Consider the following 18,784-nt stretch of genomic DNA (forward strand, 5'->3'; position numbering starts at 1 on the left):
GCAGATGTAGGCAGGATAAGGCGAAGCCGCCATCCGGCAACCTGCACCGTTCTGCCTGATGGCGCTACGCTTATCATGCCTACACTGGATGCGTAGCCCGGGCGAACGCAGTGACCCCGGGAAATCCTCAGCGTCGCCCAAGCGGTACCACCAGCGGCGTGTGCGCCACCGGATCGTCAATAATCATGCAGCGCAGACCGTACACCGCCTCAATAAACTCCGGCGTCACAATCTCTTTCGGCGCGCCTTCGGCGACAATTTTCCCATCCCGCATCGCAATCAGGTGCGTGGCATATCGGCAGGCCTGGTTCAAATCATGCAACACCGCCGCCAGCGTAAAACCGCGCTCGCGGTTCAGTTCGCTCAACAGCTCCAGCAGGTCAATCTGATGGCTGATATCAAGCCAGGTTGTGGGCTCATCAAGCAGCATGATCGACGTGTCCTGCGCCAGCACCATTGCGATCCACACCCGCTGACGTTGCCCGCCGGAAAGTGTATCAACGCTCTGGTTCGCCAGATTGACGACGCCGGTCGCCCGCATGGCATTTTGCACCGCCTCTTCATCTTCCTGACGCCAGCGGCTAAACAGCGGCTGATGTGGGTAGCGACCGCGTGCCACCAGTTCCTGCACGGAAATATCACCCGGCGTGGTGGCGTTTTGCGCCAGCAGACCGATACGCCGCGCGACTTCCTTGCTGGCGTAACGTTGGATCTCTTCGCCGTCGAGATACACGTGACCGTGGGTTGGCGTCATCAGGCGGCTCAGGGTGCGCAGCAGCGTCGATTTACCGCAGCCGTTGGGGCCAATAATCGCCGTAAAATGTCCATCCGGGATGGCAACGCTCAGCGACTCGGCAATGATTTTTTTACCGTAGGCGAGGGTTAACTGCTCGCCGTGCAAACGGGCTACGGTGTCGGTCATTTTTTGCGAGACTCCTGAATAAGCAACACGATGAGGTAGATACCGCCAAGGCTGACGGTGACCACGCCCACCGGAAGTTGATAGGGCTGGAACAGTTGCTGGGCGCAGAAATCCGCGGCGGACAGCAGTGCCGCACCGCATAGCGCGGCCTGGGTCAATCCCCAGCGGGCGGTGCCGCTCAGGCGGCGGGCAATATGTGGGGCCACCAGCGCGATAAACGAAATCGGCCCGGCCAGCGCAGTGGCGGCAGCGGTGAGCACCACGGCAACCAGCATCAGCAACAGGCGGGAGGATTCGACACGCACGCCCAGCGCGCAGGCGCTGTCATCACCCATCTCTAAAAGACGCAGACGACGCACTAACAGGGCGGAGGCGATCAATGCCAGCCCCATAAGCGGCGCGGCAGGCCAGATTTTTGCCCAGGTCAGGCCGTTAAGCGAACCGGAAAACCACAGTCCGGCAGAGACGGCGGTTTCAAGCGAGGCGCGCAGCAGCAGCCAGGTGTTAAAGGCCATCAGCATTGCGCGGATGCCGATACCGATAATGATCAGCCGGAAGGTATCAATGCCATCGCGCCACGCCAGCGCCCACACCAGCAGCGAGGTGACAATCCCCCCGGTCATGGCGGCAAGTGTAATGGTGGTCAGGTTCTGACCGAAGAAAACCATCGCCACCAGCACGCCGCTCCACGCCCCGGTGTTAAAGCCCATCACGTCCGGGCTACCCAGCGGGTTTCGCATCAGCGACTGAAAAATCGCGCCGCTGACGCCAAGCGCTGCGCCAATCAGCAGCGCCATCAGCACGCGCGGCAGACGCCACTCGATCACCACCATAGTGATAGCGCGCGGGGCATCGCCGAACAGGGCGTTGAAAATTTGTGACAATTCCAGGGTGACCGCGCCGCTACGCAGACTGAGCAGCGTTAACAGCAGACACACGGCGACCAGCAGCAGGCAGCTGGCGAGTAATCGGCGTGAAGGCGCTATCATCGGCCACCTCCGCTGCGTTGACGACGGACAAGATAAATCAGCACCGGCGCGCCGATAAAGGCGCTAACCACCGACACGCGCAGCTCGCCCGGCACCAGCAGTCGACCGATAATATCGGCAAATAAGAGCAGAGACGGCGTTGCCAGCAGGGTGACGGGCAGCGACCAACGATGATCCGCGCCCACCAGCCAGCGGGCGATATGCGGCATCATCAGGCCGATAAAGGCGATAGGCCCGACGACCGACGTCGCGCTGGCGCACAGAATGGTAATCACCAGAAGCCCGATGATTTGCGTGCGCGCCACCTTGCTGCCCAGCGCGGTGGCGGTATCAGTGCCGAGGCTCAGACTGTTGAGCGAGCGGCTCATCATCAGCGCCACGGTTCCGGCAATCAGCACCGGGATGAGCACCGTTTTAAGCGTTTGCAGGGTGCGAATATCCAGGGAACCGGCCTGCCAGAAACGCAGCTGATCGTAGACGTCCGGGTTTAGCAGGGCGATCCCGTTGGAAAAACCTTCCAGCACGGCGGCAAGCGCCACGCCCGCCAGCGTTAAACGTACCGGGCTGAGCTGCCCGCCGCCCTGACTGCCGGTAAACGCCACGATAAGTGATGCGACCAGTGCGCCGCAAAAGGCCATAACCAGCTGTTCTTGCGGTGAGGAGATCCCCAGCAATGCGGCGCCGAGCACGATAGCGAAACTGGCTCCCGCATTCACCCCAAGAATACCGGGATCGGCCAGCGGATTGCGGGTGAGGGTTTGCATCAACGCGCCCGCAAGGCCCAGCGCGCCCCCGGCGAGTAACCCCGCCAGCGTGCGCGGCAAGCGGGCGTCGAGCACGATAATGCAGTCGGCGCTCTGGCAGCTTCCGGCAAGGGCGTCAACGACAACGGAGAGCGGTAGCGGTCGGGCACCGATTAATAAACTGAGCGTGACGGCAAGAAACAGCAGTATGAATAAACCGGGCAGCGTAACGGCACGCAGCGCGGGTGTGGAAAACGACATGGTGACATCCCTGATGTGATAATGATAGTGATTATCGTTATCTATCTTATTCGTTTATGGTAGCATGAGCGCCCTTAAAAAGGGTATGAAAAAGTCACAAGGTACTGTAATGAAGCGACAATCCTGGCTGCTCAATCTCAGCCTGTTAAAAAGCCACCCGGCCTTCCGCGCCGTCTTTATCGCCCGCTTTATCTCCATTCTTTCACTCGGCCTTCTGGGCGTTGCCGTGCCGGTACAGATCCAGATGATGACCCATTCCACCTGGCAGGTAGGGTTGTCGGTGACGTTAACCGGTAGCGCGATGTTTATCGGGCTGATGGTCGGCGGCGTGCTGGCTGACCGCTATGAACGCCGCAAACTGATCCTGCTGGCGCGCGGCACCTGCGGCATTGGATTTATCGGCCTGTGGTTAAATGCGCTGCTGCCGGAACCGTCGCTGATGGCGATCTATGTGCTGGGTTTATGGGACGGCTTCTTTGCTTCGCTTGGTGTGACGGCGCTGCTGGCGGCGACGCCTGCGCTGGTCGGGCGTGAAAACCTGATGCAGGCCGGGGCGATTACCATGCTGACGGTGCGTCTGGGGTCGGTTATTTCACCGATGGTCGGCGGACTCCTGCTGGCCTCCGGCGGGGTGTCGTGGAACTACCTGCTGGCGGCGCTCGGTACCTTTATCACCACGCTAACGCTGCTGCGTTTGCCGCAGTTGCCGCCACCGCCGCAGCCGCGTGAGCATCCGCTCTCATCACTGGTGGCGGGTTTTCGCTTTCTGCTCAGTAGCCCGCTGATTGGCGGCATTGCGCTCTTGGGCGCGCTGGTGACGATGGCGAGCGCGGTGCGCGTGCTGTATCCGGCGCTGGCAATGGGCTGGCAGATGTCAGCCGCGCAGATTGGTCTGCTGTACGCGGCAATCCCTCTGGGCGCGGCCTTTGGCGCGTTGACCAGCGGCAGGCTGGCGCACAATGAGCGTCCGGGTTGGGTGATGTTGCTGGCGACCGTCGGTGCGTTTGTGGCGATTGGCCTGTTTGCCATGATGCCGCATTGGGCGCTGGGGATGGTGTGTCTGGCGCTGTTCGGTTGGCTTAGCGCGATTAGCTCGCTGCTGCAATACACCCTGATTCAAACCCAGACGCCGGAGGCGATGTTGGGGCGGATTAACGGTCTGTGGACGGCGCAGAACGTGACCGGAGATGCCATTGGTGCCGCGCTGTTAGGCGGCTTGGGCGCGATGCTCACCCCGGTGGCTTCGGCAAGCGTGAGCGGCTGGGGGCTGGCGATTATTGGCGGGATTTTGCTGCTGTTGCTGGGTGAGCTGCGGCGATTCAGGCGCGAAGCCCCGGAGTCGGCGTAAACGCCTCGTCCGGGCTACAACCTGAAACCAATCGGTAGGCCTGATAAGCTACGCGCCATCAGGTATAACCGCGCATATTGCCGGATGGCGGCTTCGCCTTATCCGGCCTACACCAGTCGGTAGCCCGGGCGAGCAGAAGGTGACCCCGGGAGTGCACAGATGTTTAGCCACACAGCGCCGTCAGGCATAACCGCGCACATTGCCGGATGGCGGCTTCGCCTTATCCGGCCTACACCAGTCGGTAGCCCGGGCGAGCAGAATGCGACCCCGGGAGTGCGCAGATGTTTATCCAAACAGCGCCGTTAAACGCTCTAACACCCGCATTGCGCTGTAGTAATCCAGGCGGAACGTCTCGGTGCCCAGCGCATAAACATGCTTATTTTTCACCGCCGGCAGATGGGCCAGCAGAGGATTCGCGTAAATCGCATCAACGTCTTTCTGGTCACCGGCGAACAAGAACAGGCTCTCACCGTTCAGACCAGTTGCCAGATTTTCACCGCCAAGCTGGATGATGTCGTGGCGCTTGCCCTGGCTTTGGCTGGCGTGAAGCCCGGCGGGCAGCGCGGCTTGCGTAAATCCAAGCTGTTGCAGGAACTGCCCCTGGGCGGACTCACTGGTCCACAGGTTAGCGCTGTGCGCGGCGGCGGTGTACACCACGGCGCTGACCGGCTGCGGCGGTAGCGTAATCTGCTGTTTCACCCGTGCCTGCTTTTTAGCGAATTCGGCGATGCGCCGAGCGGCCTGCTGTTCGTGCCCGGTCATTGCGCCAAGCTCGGTCAGCAGCGCCTGCCAGCTTTTGTCGTCGTAATTAACAATCAGCGTCGGGGCGATGGTCGAGAGCTGATCGTACAGCGCCAGCGCCGAATCGCCGCCGGTGGCGCTGATTAAAATCAGATCCGGCATCTGCGCGGCAACCGCTTCGGCACTGGGCTCGCCGATGTACAGGCGGGTCAGCTTACGCGCCTTTGCCACCTCACCCCATTGACGTAAAAAACCCTGGTCATCTGCAACGCGGTTATTCGGCGTGGTCGCGCCGCTGGCGATCACCGGTGCGTCAATTGCCAGCAGGGAGCCGGTGAGGGTCACGCTGGTGGAGACGATGCGGGTCGGTTGATGTTCCAGCGTATGCACGCCGCGGCTGTCGGTTATCTGGCGCGGCCAGTCGGCGGCGTGAGCTGAGGATAATCCCAAAACGCTAAAACCGGCGAGCAGTGCGACGCTACGCCAAAGTGCGGTGAAATTCACGAATACGATTCCTGTCTGGATTGGTTAATGCTTCTCATTTTCAACTATTGTTCTGCCTGGATGCAAGCGTTATGCCCGAAGGCAGGGAGAACAACATCGGGCAGACCACCCGACTATTAAGCACAAGATGCTGCTTAGAGCTGTTGACATACGAGGCGTTTACTTTTAGGTTACCGAACCAAAATATAAATGATAATTATTCGTAATATCTTTATCGTTTTTGGAGGATGATATGGAAACGTCAGTGGCTGACCAAACGCAAAAACAGCAGCACCAGACCCTCGTCCCGGCGGACAGCTTTTTCTTTATGTCGCCGTTTCGCAGTTTTACCACCTCGGGCTGCTTCACGCGCTTGACCTGCCCGGCGCAAGGGGGCGAAGCGCCGGATAGCGCTTTCCAGCAAGAGCTTGCGTCCGCCTTTGCGGCGGCAAAAGCGGCTGGAATTGCCAATCCGGTGATGGTTGGGGCCATCCCATTCGATACCCGTCAGCCTTCCGCGCTGTTTATCCCTGAGCGTTGCGAGGCGTTCTCGCGTCCCGCCAAACAGAAGTCGTCGCGCTATCAGGCGTCGCGCGAGCCGATGACGGTCACCGCACGCCAGGAAATTCCTGAACATCCCGTTTTCCTCGATATGGTGGCTAAAGCCGCAGCGCTGACGGCGACGCCGCAGGTCGACAAAGTGGTGCTCTCGCGCTTGATTGATATCCAGGCCGCGCAAAAGCTCGACAGCGGCGCGCTGCTGGAACGCTTAGTGGCGCAAAACCCGGCCAGTTTTAACTTCCACGTTCCGCTACCAGACGGCGGCGTTTTGCTGGGCGCGAGTCCCGAGCTGCTGCTGCGCAAAGACGGCGACCATTACAGCTCTCTGCCGCTGGCCGGTTCCGCTCGCCGTCAGCCGGATGACGTTCTCGACAGGGAAGCGGGCAACCGTCTGCTGGCATCGGAAAAAGACCGTCACGAGCACGAGCTGGTGACCCAGTCGATGAAACAGACGCTGGCTCCGCGTAGCGTCGAACTGACGCTGCCGCAGACCCCACAGTTGATTACCACGCCAACTCTCTGGCATCTCGCCACGCCGATTGAAGGTCAGGCCCGGCCTTGCGAAAACGCCTTAACGCTGGCTTGCCTGCTGCATCCAACGCCAGCACTGAGCGGCTTCCCGCATGAGGTCGCAAAACAGGTGATTGCCGAGCTGGAACCGTTCGAGCGAGACCTGTTCGGCGGGATTGTCGGCTGGTGTGACGCCGAAGGTAACGGCGAGTGGGTGGTGACCATCCGCTGTGCGCGGGTGAAGGACAATAGCGTGCGCCTGTTTGCCGGGGCAGGGATTGTGCCCGCCTCATCGCCAGAGTCTGAGTGGCGCGAAACCGGCGTCAAACTTTCTACCATGCTGAATGTTTTCGGCCTGCATTAAGGAACCCCAATGACCGTGGAATTTACCCGCTGGCCGGAGGCGCTTGCGGCGCGCTATCGTGAAAAAGGCTACTGGCAGGATTTGCCGTTGACTGAAATGCTGACCCGCCATGCGGACAGTGACGCGATAGCGGTAATTGATGGTGAACGCCAGATAAGCTACCGCCAGCTGAATCACTCCGTCGATAATCTTGCCGCCGTGTTGCAAAGCAAAGGACTCAAACGCGGTGAAACCGCGCTGGTGCAGCTGGGCAATATTGCTGAATTTTATGTCACGCTGTTTGCGCTGCTGAAAATCGGCGTCGCGCCGGTGAATGCGCTGTTCAGCCATCAGCGCAGTGAGCTTAATGCTTACGCCGAACAGATTGCGCCCGCGGCGCTGATTGCCGACCGTACCCATGCGCTGTTTGGCGATGATGCGTTTCTCAATACCTTCTGCGAGCGACACCGTTCGCTGCGCGTGGTGCTGCTGCGCCAGGGCGAGGGCGAGCATGCGCTGGAGGCGGCGATTGACCGTCCGGCCGTCAACTTTTTCGCCACGCCGACCGCCGCCGATGAGGTCGCTTTCTTCCAGCTTTCCGGCGGCAGTACCGGCACGCCGAAGCTGATTCCCCGTACCCACAACGATTATTACTACAGCATTCGCCGCAGTAATGAGATTTGCCGCTTCGATCCTAAGACGCGCTATCTGTGTGCCATCCCGTCGGCGCACAACTACGCCATGAGTTCGCCGGGCGCGCTCGGCGTTTTCCTCGCTGAAGGCACGGTGGTGCTGGCGGCGGATCCAAGCCCCACGCTGTGCTTCCCGCTGATTGAAAAACATCAGGTTAACGTCGCGGCGCTGGTGCCGCCTGCCGTCAGTCTGTGGTTACAGGCGATTGGAGAGTGGGGCAGCAACGCGCAGCTTCGCTCGTTGACGCTGTTACAGGTTGGCGGTGCACGGTTGTCGGCGACGCTGGCGGCGCGCATTCCTGCGGAGATTGGCTGCCAGCTACAGCAGGTGTTCGGTATGGCGGAAGGGCTTGTTAACTACACCCGTCTGGATGATTCACCGGAGAAAATCCTCAATACCCAGGGCTATCCGATGTGTCCGGATGATGAAGTGTGGGTGGCGGATGCTGACGGCAATCCTCTGCCGCGCGGTGAGGTTGGACGGCTGATGACCCGAGGCCCCTATACCTTCCGCGGCTACTACAAAAGTCCTGAGCACAATGCCAGCGCCTTTGATGCCGAGGGTTTTTATTGCTCCGGCGATCTTATTGCCATCGATGAGGACGGCTACATCACCGTCGAGGGGCGCGAGAAAGATCAGATTAACCGCGGCGGCGAGAAGATTGCCGCTGAAGAGATTGAAAACCTGCTGCTGCGCCATGAATCGGTTATCTATGCGGCGTTAGTGAGCATGGAAGATAGCCTGCTGGGCGAGAAAAGCTGCGCGTATCTGGTGGTGAAAGAACCGCTGCGCGCAGTAGAAGTGCGCCGCTTCCTGCGTGAGCAAGGGGTGGCTGAATTTAAACTGCCTGACCGCGTCGAGTGCGTAGATGAACTGCCGCTGACCCACGTCGGTAAAGTCGATAAAAAACAATTGCGTCATTGGCTGGCGAGCCGTTCGCAGGGCTAAAGGAGACAATAAAATGGCGATTCCAAAATTACAGGGCTATGCGCTGCCAACCGCGCTGGATCTTCCCGAAAACAAGGTCAACTGGGCCTTTGAACCGGCGCGCGCGGCGCTGCTGATTCACGATATGCAGGAATATTTCCTCAATTTCTGGGGCGATGACAGCGAGATGATGGAGACGGTGGTGGCGAACATCGCCGCCCTGCGTGATTTCTGCAAAAAGAACGGTATTCCGGTTTATTACACCGCCCAGCCGAAAGAGCAGAGCGACGAAGACCGCGCGCTGCTGAACGATATGTGGGGGCCGGGGCTGACCCGTTCGCCGGAGCAACAGCGGGTGATTGCTGCGCTGGCGCCGGATGAAGACGACACCGTGCTGGTGAAATGGCGCTACAGCGCGTTTCACCGCTCGCCGCTTGAGCAGATGCTCAAAGAAAGCGGGCGCAACCAGTTAATCATCACCGGCGTGTATGCCCATATCGGCTGCATGACCACCGCCACCGATGCGTTTATGCGCGATATTAAGCCGTTCTTTGTTGCCGATGCGCTGGCGGATTTCAGCCGTGATGAGCATTTGATGTCGCTGAAATACGTGGCCGGGCGCAGCGGTCGCGTGGTGATGACCGACGAACTGCTGCCGTCGGTTCCGGCGAGTAAAGAGGCACTGCGCGCCCAGATTTTGCCGCTGCTGGATGAGTCTGACGAGCCGTTTGATGATGATAATCTGATTGATTACGGTCTGGATTCGGTACGGATGATGGCGCTGGCGGCGCGCTGGCGCAAAGTCCACGGCGACATCGATTTTGTGATGCTGGCGAAAAATCCGAGCATTGACGCCTGGTGGGCGCTGCTCTCCCGCGAGGTGAAATAATGGCCGGGTTTGATTTTGGCGGTCAGACCGTGTGGGTGACCGGCGCGGGCAAAGGGATTGGCTACACGACCGCGCTGGCGTTTGTGGCGGCGGGGGCAAACGTCACCGGTTTCGATCGGGCGTTTGACGGTGAAGATTATCCGTTTGCCACTGAAGTGCTGGATGTGGCGGATGCACAGCAGGTGGCGCAGGTGTGCGAGCGTCTGTTAGCGAAAACTGAACGCCTCGACGTATTGGTGAATGCGGCGGGAATTTTGCGCATGGGCGCCACCGATGCGCTAAGCCACGACGACTGGCAGCAGACCTTTGCGGTCAACGTCGGCGGGGCGTTTAATCTGTTCCAGCAGACGATGGCGCAGTTTCGTCAGCAGCAGGGCGGGGCGATAGTCACCGTCGCGTCTGATGCTGCGCACACGCCGCGTATCGGCATGAGCGCTTACGGCGCGTCGAAGGCGGCGCTGAAAAGTCTGGCGCTGACCGTTGGGCTGGAATTATCCCACGCTGGGGTGCGGTGCAATATTGTGTCGCCAGGTTCTACCGATACCGACATGCAGCGCGTGCTGTGGGTGAGTGATGATGCCGAGCAGCAGCGTATTCGCGGCTTTGGCGAGCAGTTTAAGCTTGGCATTCCGCTGGGTAAAATCGCTCGCCCGCAAGAGATCGCCAACACGATCTTGTTCCTCGCCTCGGATTACGCCAGCCACATCACGTTGCAGGATATCGTGGTGGACGGTGGGTCAACGTTAGGAGCGTGAGATGATCTGGAAACGTCATTTAACCCTTGATGAGCTCAATGCGACCAGTGATAACACCATGGTGGCGCATCTGGGCATCGTTTATACCCATATTGGCGATGACAGTCTGGAAGCGGTGATGCCGGTGGATAGCCGTACCCATCAGCCGTTTGGCTTGCTGCACGGCGGGGCATCGGCGGCGCTGGCGGAAACGTTAGGTTCAATGGCCGGTTTTCTGATGACCCGCGAAGGACAGTGCGTAGTGGGGACGGAGCTTAACGCCACGCACCATCGCCCGGTGTCACAGGGGCAGGTGCGGGCAGTTTGCCAGCCGCTGCATACAGGGCGTCAAAGCCAGAGCTGGGAGATTGTGGTGTTTGACGAGCAGGGCCGACGCTGCTGCACCTGCCGGTTGGGTACGGCGGTGATGGGGTAATATTGTGCCCGTTCCCGGCGGCGCTGCGCTTGGCCGGGCTACCAGGAATGTAGCCCGGGCGAACGCAGTGACCCCGGGAAGTTCACCTTTTTCCTTTCCAGTTCTCATCCATTTTTCTGACTTAAGTGATCCCGTTAACACTGTGATGTAAAAGTCAGGTTCACTTCCTGTTCATATCCGTTTCTAAGATGTTAAATCATAGGTGTTTCTATGGACACAAAATGTAACATCCTCTGCTACTGATACGGAAAACAACGATGAACAATTCAGGGAAATACCTTATATGGGCATTGCTCTCCATTGTCGGAGCGTTTGCCCTAGGCTATATCGCCCTTAACCGTGGTGAACAGATAAACGCGCTGTGGATCGTCGTAGCGGCGGTTTGCGTTTATCTTATTGCCTACCGTTTTTATGGCCTCTATATCGCGAAAAAGGTTTTGCAGGTTGACCCCACGCGTATGACGCCAGCGGTGCGTCATAACGATGGTCTTGATTATGTACCGACCGACAAAAAAGTGCTGTTCGGTCACCATTTTGCGGCGATTGCCGGGGCAGGCCCGCTGGTGGGGCCGGTGCTGGCGGCGCAGATGGGTTATCTGCCGGGGATGATCTGGCTGCTGGCAGGCGTGGTGCTTGCCGGGGCGGTACAGGACTTTATGGTGCTGTTTGTCTCCACGCGCCGTGATGGTCGCTCGTTGGGCGAACTGGTGCGTGAAGAGATGGGCCCGACCGCAGGCGTCATCGCACTGATTGCCACCTTTATGATCATGGTGATCATCCTCGCGGTATTGGCGATGATCGTGGTGAAAGCGCTGACCCACAGCCCGTGGGGCACTTACACCGTGGCCTTTACCATCCCGCTAGCGCTGTTTATGGGGATTTATATCCGCTATCTGCGTCCGGGACGTATTGGTGAAGTGTCGGTTATCGGCCTCGTTATGTTGGTGTTTGCCATCATTTCCGGCGGCTGGGTGGCAGAAAGCCCGACCTGGGCACCGTGGTTTGATTACACCGGTGTACAGCTGACCTGGATGCTGGTGGGATATGGCTTTGTGGCCTCGGTACTGCCGGTGTGGCTGCTGCTGGCACCGCGCGACTATCTCTCCACCTTCCTGAAAATCGGCACCATCGTCGGCCTGGCGATTGGTATTTTGATTATGCGTCCAACCCTGACCATGCCTGCGCTGACCAAATTTGTCGATGGCACCGGCCCGGTATGGACCGGCGATCTGTTCCCGTTCCTGTTTATCACCATTGCCTGTGGCGCGGTGTCTGGTTTCCACGCGTTGATCGCATCCGGCACCACGCCGAAAATGCTGGCGAACGAAGGTCAGGCCTGCTTTATCGGCTACGGTGGCATGCTGATGGAATCCTTTGTCGCCATTATGGCGCTGGTTTCCGCCTGTATTATTGACCCGGGCGTCTACTTTGCGATGAACAGTCCGATGGCGATGCTGGCCCCTGCCGGTACCGCTGATGTGGTAGCGTCTGCCGCGCAGGTGGTCAGTAGCTGGGGCTTTGCGGTCACGCCGGATCTGCTGCATCAGATTGCTAATGAAGTGGGCGAGCAGTCGATTATCTCCCGTGCGGGCGGGGCGCCGACCCTTGCGGTGGGGATGGCCTACATTCTGCACGGTGCGCTGGGCGGCCTGATGGACGTGGCGTTCTGGTATCACTTCGCCATTTTGTTTGAAGCGCTGTTTATCCTGACGGCGGTCGATGCCGGTACGCGTGCGGCACGCTTTATGCTGCAAGACCTGCTGGGCGTTATCAGCCCGGGGCTTAAGCGCACCGACTCGCTGCCCGCGAACTTACTGGCAACGGCGCTGTGCGTGCTGGCCTGGGGCTACTTCCTGCACCAAGGGGTGGTTGACCCGCTGGGCGGTATTAACACGCTGTGGCCGCTGTTCGGTATTGCTAACCAGATGCTGGCCGGTATGGCGCTGATGCTCTGTGCGGTGGTACTGTTCAAGATGAAACGTCAGCGTTACGCGTGGGTGGCACTGGTGCCTACTGCCTGGCTGCTGGTATGTACGCTGGTTGCGGGTTGGCAAAAATCGTTCAGCGAAGATACCCGCGTCGGCTTCCTGGCGATTGCCAACAAGTTCCAGGCGATGATCGACAGCGGCAATATCCCGCCGCAGTACACCGAATCGCAGCTGACGCAGCTGGTGTTCAACAACCGTCTGGATGCGGGGCTGACGATCTTCTTTATGGTGGTGGTCGTAGTGCTGGCGGTGTTCTCCATCAAAACCGCGCTGGCGGCGTTGAAAGAAGATAAGCCGACGGCAAAAGAGACCCCGTACGAGCCGATGCCGGCGGATGCGGAGAATCTGGTGGTACAGGCGAAACGCGCGCATTAATACGCGTGCTTTCCCGGCGCGCTGCGCTTGGCCGGGTTACCGATTGGTGTAGGCCGGATAAGGCGTAGCCGCCATCCGGCAATGTGCGCGATTGTGCAAATTTGTAGCCCGGCCAAGCGTAGCGCCGCCGGGTTCACCCGAAAGGATAAACAATGTTTGATACCCTCTCAAAAGCCGGAAAATACCTCGGTCAGGCGGCAAAAATGATGATCGGCGTGCCGGACTACGACAACTACGTCGAGCATATGCGTATCAATCATCCAGACCAGGAACCGATGACCTACGAAGCGTTTTTCCGCGATCGCCAGGATGCGCGCTATGGCGGAAAGGGCGGGGCAAAGTGCTGTTAATATATATTTAGACATCTAAACGTCTTGATTGCTAAACCTGCACGCCGTGTTATATTGCTGTTAACATTGGTCTCACGAGCGGCAGACAACGTATGACAACGAAGCAACTCATCCCCCAAAGTAAACTTCCTCACCTTGGCACTACCATTTTTACCCAAATGAGCGCATTGGCCCATGAGCATCAGGCTATCAATCTCTCTCAAGGATTTCCCGATTTCGACGGCCCTGTTTATCTTCAGGCGCGGCTGACCCACCATGTGACACACGGTGCTAATCAATATGCGCCGATGACCGGCGTACAGGCGCTGCGTGATGCCATTGCCGAGAAAACCGCCGCGCTGTACGGCTTTGCGCCGGACGCGAATAGCGATATCACCGTCACCGCGGGCGCAACCGAAGCACTATACGCTGCCATCACTGCGCTGGTACGCACGGGTGATGAAGTTATCTGTTTTGATCCCAGCTACGACAGCTATGCTCCGGCGGTTGAACTGTCTGGCGGAATTGTGCAGCGTATTGCGCTGCAACCACCGCATTTTGGCGTCGACTGGCAGGAATTTGCCGAGCGGTTAAGCGATAAAACCCGCCTGGTTATCCTCAATACTCCGCACAACCCAACGGCCACGACGTGGCAGGCGGCGGATTTTGAGGCGCTGTGGCAGGCGATTGCCGAGCGGGAAATTTATGTGCTGAGCGATGAAGTGTACGAGCATATTTGCTTTGCCGCGCAAGGGCATGCCAGCGTGCTGACGCATCCTGCGCTTCGCGAGCGAGCGGTGGCGGTGTCATCGTTTGGCAAAACCTATCATATGACCGGCTGGAAAGTGGGATATTGCATCGCACCTGCCGCTATCAGCGCCGAGCTGCGCAAAGTTCACCAGTATCTGACCTTTGCGGTTAACACGCCCGCTCAACTGGCGCTGGCCGATATGTTGCGCAGCGAGCCAGAACATTACCGTCAGCTTCCCGAGTTTTACCGTGCGCGTCGTGACCTGTTTAGTAATGCGTTAAGCCAGAGTCGATTTAAACTTCTGCCCTGCGAGGGCACCTATTTTCTGCTGGCCGACTATAGCGCGATTTCTGATTTGGATGACGTGAGCTTCTGCCGCTGGCTGACGACGGAAGTTGGCGTGGCGGCCATACCGTTGTCGGTATTTTGCGCCGCGCCATTCCCGCATAAACTGATTCGTCTGTGCTTTGCTAAGCAGGAATCAACCCTGCTGGCTGCCGCCGAGCGGCTGTGCCAATTGTAGTTATTTCACCGTCCAGGCCTGTGAGAACTGGCGATTGCCGAACATTTCACACAGGCCGTTTATTTGCTTCAATCTCAGCACTTCGTCGGCATCCATCCCTAATTCCTGAGCCATTTTCTCGTCGCTCCAGCCGAGCTGGCTCAGCTCACGCACAATATCGGACATCGCGCTTATTTGATGACGCCCACGAGCACGGTTATGACGAATGGTGGCGGCCATGCGTGCTGACAGTGAATTGTCCTGATGCTCCAGTTGGGTGACCGGCAAATAGCCATGAAAGCGTTTTTTCAATGTGGCTTTTGATTGTGAGAGCAGGTGGCGATGAAAGCCGTCGACAATCTCAAAGCGGTGATCTTGTTTTTCAATCACCACAATCGGCTGGGTAAAACCGTCGGCCTCAAGCGATTTGGTTAGCAGTCGTTTTTCCTGTGGAGCCATATTGTTGGGGTTATAGTCGTTAGGAGACACTTGCTCCTCTTTTACCCACAGTACGCAGTCGATAGGCTGATCGTTAAACGGACTCTCTTTATGGAGTGCCAGGCGGAATTGATTAAGCGCCTCAATTTTTTCATCAAATGACAGGGTTTGCAGATAATCCTGCATTTCAGCTATTAATCGTTGTCGCATAAAATTCCCCATTGCTGGCGCTTTTGTTCCATGCGCGAGCGGTAACGCTGATAGTGGCTGGATTTTGTCGGGCTGAAAGAGAGCATTCGACACCAATAATCGTTGTTCAATAAAACCTTGCAGATGCGTCGCCATGACGGGATATCTTTGGCGCCCAGATCTTTTTCCTGGCTATCGGGAATATCTTCCCAGCCTTGCTTTTGATACCAATGCAAATAGACGGCAATTTTATTGCGATAATGGTCTGCCGTCGTTTCTGGCATGCTTTGCAGTAGGAAGTGCGCATATCCGCGCCAGCTATAATGCTGGGGTTTCTCTATTTTTCGATGTCCGTAGAACTGATTATCCTGGCCGGCATAAATACCGCCGCTGTGGACGCCGCTCACCCGCTGGCACATATCTGCCCAGCGCTCGGGTTCGAGAACATGATAGAGCCATAATCCCTGACGCTGTTCTGGGCCAAACGGTTCACAGATGCGCATATAGCGCAGGGGAACCCCCGCCTGATACATCAGGTTGTAAAGGGGATTATAAGGTTTGCCGCTTTTGGCAAACCACGTCCAGATGTCGGCGGTTTTCCAGTCGTAGATGGGGTAGACATACCAGGCATGATTGCCGGGGGCGACGGTGGTCCAGGGTTTATCATCGGCGAATCGATGCTTGGTTTGAGAAGAAATCGTTAAAAAACGATTATAGGATTCGTCGGCCCGGATTCCAATCATAACGGCGGCTGGGCGCTGTTTTGAAAACCATTCGGCAAACTTTTGCACAAAGGTTTCGAAGCTGATGCCCGGCTGGTAGAAGGGAAAGTAAGCGGGATCGGTAATGGCGTCTTTCGGCGGTTGCCGCACCCATTTTTCGCCCGGCTCCCAGCATTGCCATTCTGGATTAAATTGGGTCAGTGAATTTTGTGTGGTTAACGGCAGCGCGACCCAATAAAACTCATCAATGATATCCTGATACGCAATACGTAACTTTTCGCAGTGATTAATGGTATAGGAAAATTGCGCTTCCCAGTCGATAAACAGCACGCATATTTTTTTACCCAATGAACGAGCTATTTCAGCGGTTAAATGAAACATTACCGTGGAGTCTTTACCGCCTGAAAATGAAACGCATACGCGAGGGAAATTCTCCAGGGTCCACACGATACGCTCCCGGGCTGCCTCAAGTACGGAAAGAGACAAGGGGATCTTTTTGATTGACATAGATCAGCCGTCCTTTATGGCGATAACGTCTAGTGTTGGGCTGATATAATACAATTATTTTAGTGCTAATAAACCAAATAATACATGCTATTTTTGATTTGTTACTTTAAATTATATTCACTCTGTGAATGCCTCATCCGTATTCTGGACTTGGTTTATAATCTCTGAGAAATAAGGTGAGGTTAATGATGAGCGGCTGTAGACCATATACAAAGTCATATCTGGAAGTGGGATCGGATGGGGGAGTTCCTGTAATCCTAAAGTGCCTTTAAGTTTTTCAAACGCTTTTTTAGGCACAAAACCAACCAAATCACTATCGTGTATGACGTTAAAAATACTCATAAAAGAATTTGAACGAAAAACAATATTTCTTTCAATTAATAGCGTTTGTTTAAAGTTATCTTTGTAATTCGTAAACGCCATTTCACGGGATTCAAGATAGGTGAATCTTTCCTGCATAATATCATTCAAGGTTGAATTTTGGTTCAGGCGAGGGTGATCTTCACGGCAGACTAAAACTACCGGGCATTCACAAAACGGCATACACACCAGCGACCGATTCTCACATTTTTCCGTGGTAAAGACGATATCTGCTTTGCGATAATTGAGAATATCCTCAACACTATCTTTGACCGCGGCGATGTCGTGGTAACTTACCTCGACGTTGGGATGTTTTAAAAGGGCAGTGATAAATTGGGTCAATCTGGGCTGCGTGTGGAATTGAGGGCCATAAACAACGAACTCTTTTTTGAGTTCAGAGTTTCCCATAATATTAAGGGTTTCCTCAATACTATTAAGATTGTTTTCCAAATGGCGGTGAAGATTGATCGCTACTGTTGTCGGCGTAATACCTTTTCCCGAGCGAATAAATAACGGATCGTTTAACTGGACGCGTAAACGTTGTAAAGACTGGCTCACCGCTGAAGGCGTAATAAAAAGCGTTTGCGCTGCCTGGCTGATACTGAGGTTCTGATAGATACACTCAAAGATAATCAGCAAGTTAAGATCGAAGCGTTTTAGATTATAGAGGTTGGCCATTGAATATCCTTGGGGATTTTAAGCTACGAAATGGAGTCCACGGCGCATTTCGAAAAATTTCTCAAAAAATCCATACGTTCAAAAAACTGAAATTGATTTGAATTTATTCTAAATATATAGCAGTTATCCTCACTTATCCACTTTTTGTTCAGTCGTTTAGTGTATATACATGGTGAATTATATTAATTACGGTTGGTTATTGAGAAGTATCAATATGTCTGAATGTATATTATTAGTTTGGCAATTGTTTCTTGGTGGGTGGCCGGTCATCGGCGCAGATGGAACTTATCCATGCTGACGGCTATCTGACCTGTATCAATAATTGTGGTTGATGATTTGCTGTTATCTGTAGGGTCATAAAAATCGTTGTAAAATCATCAGTTCATGCATTTTGTGAGTGCTAGCCTACCACATTTATAGATAAGCCCAATGGATCAGCTTTTGTCCTTTAAAAGACTCGATGAAAGCGTGTAAGGTGGTGGTGTGCTTTTCCCGGTCAGACTATCACCTGGCACATCGCAAAGGCACAGGTGCAGAGTGCATTGCCGAATCGGTCGCTGAGAAGAAAGGAGCTTTCTTTTCATCCCTTTTCACAAAGTTACCTTATACAGGTTGTTAGGTAACGCTGATTGATTTGATAATGTAAACGCATTGGTCGAAACGGAAAAAGTTCGTTAACTTAGACCTCAACGAAAACACGGAGGAAGTATAGATGTCCTTAATTAACACTAAAATCAAACCTTTCAAAAACCAGGCGTTCAAAAACGGTGAGTTCATCGAAGTAACCGAGAAAGATACCGAAGGTCGCTGGAGCGTCTTCTTCTTCTACCCGGCTGACTTCACCTTCGTATGCCCGACCGAACTGGGCGACGTTGCAGACCATTATGAAGAACTGCAGAAGTTGGGCGTAGACGTGTACTCTGTTTCTACTGATACCCACTTCACCCACAAAGCATGGCACGGTAGCTCTGACACCATCGCTAAAATAAAATATGCGATGATCGGCGACCCGACTGGTGCCCTGACCCGTAACTTTGAAAACATGCGTGAAGATGAAGGTCTGGCTGACCGCGCAACCTTCGTTGTTGACCCACAGGGTATCATTCAGGCAATCGAAGTGACCGCTGAAGGTATCGGCCGTGATGCGTCTGACCTGCTGCGTAAAATCAAAGCGGCTCAGTACGTAGCTTCCCACCCAGGCGAAGTTTGCCCGGCTAAATGGAAAGAAGGTGAAGCGACTCTGGCTCCATCTCTGGACTTGGTTGGTAAGATCTAAATTTCCGTCGTCTTTCGCACCACAGCGGCGTTGGCGTCGCGTGTTCACCCCGGTCACTTACTTATGTAAGCTCCCGGGGATTCACCCGC

The 18,784-nt window shown here is 55.9% G+C and carries 17 protein-coding genes; 10 read left to right on the top strand and 7 right to left on the bottom strand.

All coding sequences use genetic code 11. The features are described from left to right. Positions 1-127 precede the first annotated feature (127 nt). The 3 genes from fepC to fepD are packed head-to-tail and all read right to left on the bottom strand — an operon-like array spanning position 128 to position 2,915. Positions 128-922: an iron-enterobactin ABC transporter ATP-binding protein gene (gene fepC, locus ACIPDS_RS13060; protein WP_400736318.1), complete on the bottom strand. Its 795-nt coding sequence runs from the start codon at positions 920-922 to the stop codon at positions 128-130. Next, a complete protein-coding gene (gene fepG / locus ACIPDS_RS13065; protein WP_400736321.1) occupies positions 919-1,911 on the bottom strand; it encodes an iron-enterobactin ABC transporter permease in 993 nt (330 codons plus the stop codon). Before fepG ends, fepC begins: the two co-directional genes overlap by 4 nt. After that, the gene (fepD, locus tag ACIPDS_RS13070; RefSeq protein WP_400736324.1) at positions 1,908-2,915 is read right to left on the bottom strand and encodes a Fe(3+)-siderophore ABC transporter permease; all 1,008 of its coding nucleotides are present in this window, start codon (positions 2,913-2,915) and stop codon (positions 1,908-1,910) included. The genes fepG and fepD overlap by 4 nt, the downstream gene beginning before the upstream one ends. A 109-nt stretch (positions 2,916-3,024) precedes the next feature. Here fepD and entS point away from each other — a divergent pair, with 109 nt between their 5' ends. Beyond that, a complete protein-coding gene (entS, locus tag ACIPDS_RS13075; RefSeq protein ID WP_400736327.1) occupies positions 3,025-4,263 on the top strand; it encodes an enterobactin transporter EntS in 1,239 nt (412 codons plus the stop codon). A gap of 285 nt (positions 4,264-4,548) precedes the next feature. Here entS and fepB read toward each other — a convergent pair whose 3' ends face one another. Continuing rightward, positions 4,549-5,508: a Fe2+-enterobactin ABC transporter substrate-binding protein gene (gene fepB / locus ACIPDS_RS13080; RefSeq protein ID WP_400736330.1), complete on the bottom strand. Its 960-nt coding sequence runs from the start codon at positions 5,506-5,508 to the stop codon at positions 4,549-4,551. A gap of 232 nt (positions 5,509-5,740) precedes the next feature. Between fepB and entC the strand changes: the two genes are divergently transcribed. The 8 genes from entC (at position 5,741) to ACIPDS_RS13120 (ending at position 14,546) form a co-directional block, all read left to right on the top strand. Continuing rightward, the gene (gene entC, locus ACIPDS_RS13085; protein ID WP_400736333.1) at positions 5,741-6,922 is read left to right on the top strand and encodes an isochorismate synthase EntC; all 1,182 of its coding nucleotides are present in this window, start codon (positions 5,741-5,743) and stop codon (positions 6,920-6,922) included. Between the two features lie 9 nt (positions 6,923-6,931). After that, positions 6,932-8,542 (top strand): (2,3-dihydroxybenzoyl)adenylate synthase EntE, encoded by a 1,611-nt coding sequence (entE, locus tag ACIPDS_RS13090; RefSeq protein WP_400736336.1) that lies wholly within the window; start codon positions 6,932-6,934, stop codon positions 8,540-8,542. A 13-nt stretch (positions 8,543-8,555) separates the two neighbouring features. Continuing rightward, positions 8,556-9,410 (top strand): isochorismatase family protein, encoded by an 855-nt coding sequence (locus ACIPDS_RS13095; RefSeq protein WP_400736339.1) that lies wholly within the window; start codon positions 8,556-8,558, stop codon positions 9,408-9,410. Then, a complete protein-coding gene (gene entA / locus ACIPDS_RS13100) occupies positions 9,410-10,165 on the top strand; it encodes a 2,3-dihydro-2,3-dihydroxybenzoate dehydrogenase EntA (protein WP_400736342.1) in 756 nt (251 codons plus the stop codon). Before ACIPDS_RS13095 ends, entA begins: the two co-directional genes overlap by 1 nt. Position 10,166: 1 nt before the next feature. Next, entirely contained in the window at positions 10,167-10,580 is a 414-nt protein-coding gene (gene entH / locus ACIPDS_RS13105) for a proofreading thioesterase EntH (protein WP_400736345.1), read from the top strand. 257 nt (positions 10,581-10,837) lie between these two features. Beyond that, positions 10,838-12,943: a pyruvate/proton symporter CstA gene (gene cstA / locus ACIPDS_RS13110; RefSeq protein ID WP_400736348.1), complete on the top strand. Its 2,106-nt coding sequence runs from the start codon at positions 10,838-10,840 to the stop codon at positions 12,941-12,943. A gap of 152 nt (positions 12,944-13,095) precedes the next feature. Continuing rightward, entirely contained in the window at positions 13,096-13,293 is a 198-nt protein-coding gene (locus tag ACIPDS_RS13115; protein WP_062775277.1) for a YbdD/YjiX family protein, read from the top strand. 92 nt (positions 13,294-13,385) lie between these two features. Then, on the top strand, positions 13,386-14,546 hold the full coding sequence (locus tag ACIPDS_RS13120) for a pyridoxal phosphate-dependent aminotransferase (RefSeq protein ID WP_400736352.1): 1,161 nt from the start codon (positions 13,386-13,388) through the stop codon (positions 14,544-14,546). On the opposite strand, the gene ACIPDS_RS13125 is transcribed toward ACIPDS_RS13120, so the two are convergent. The 3 genes from ACIPDS_RS13125 to ACIPDS_RS13135 all read right to left on the bottom strand — a co-directional run bounded on the left by ACIPDS_RS13125 (position 14,547) and on the right by ACIPDS_RS13135 (position 17,419). Further along, positions 14,547-15,173 (bottom strand): IbrB-like domain-containing protein, encoded by a 627-nt coding sequence (locus tag ACIPDS_RS13125; RefSeq protein ID WP_400736355.1) that lies wholly within the window; start codon positions 15,171-15,173, stop codon positions 14,547-14,549. Next, positions 15,158-16,381 carry a phosphoadenosine phosphosulfate reductase gene (locus ACIPDS_RS13130; RefSeq protein WP_400736358.1) on the bottom strand — a complete coding sequence of 408 codons (1,224 nt, stop codon included), beginning with the start codon at positions 16,379-16,381 and terminating at the stop codon, positions 15,158-15,160. Before ACIPDS_RS13130 ends, ACIPDS_RS13125 begins: the two co-directional genes overlap by 16 nt. Positions 16,382-16,498: 117 nt before the next feature. Continuing rightward, positions 16,499-17,419, bottom strand: a complete 921-nt coding sequence (locus ACIPDS_RS13135; RefSeq protein ID WP_400736361.1) for a LysR substrate-binding domain-containing protein — start codon at positions 17,417-17,419, stop codon at positions 16,499-16,501. Between the two features lie 712 nt (positions 17,420-18,131). On the opposite strand from ACIPDS_RS13135, the gene ahpC reads away from it, so the two are divergent. Further along, positions 18,132-18,695: an alkyl hydroperoxide reductase subunit C gene (ahpC, locus tag ACIPDS_RS13140; RefSeq protein WP_052284784.1), complete on the top strand. Its 564-nt coding sequence runs from the start codon at positions 18,132-18,134 to the stop codon at positions 18,693-18,695. Positions 18,696-18,784: the final 89 nt, after the last annotated feature.

It is taken from the genome of Kluyvera sp. NPDC087067 (assembly GCF_044745165.1).
GTDB lineage: Bacteria > Pseudomonadota > Gammaproteobacteria > Enterobacterales > Enterobacteriaceae > Kluyvera.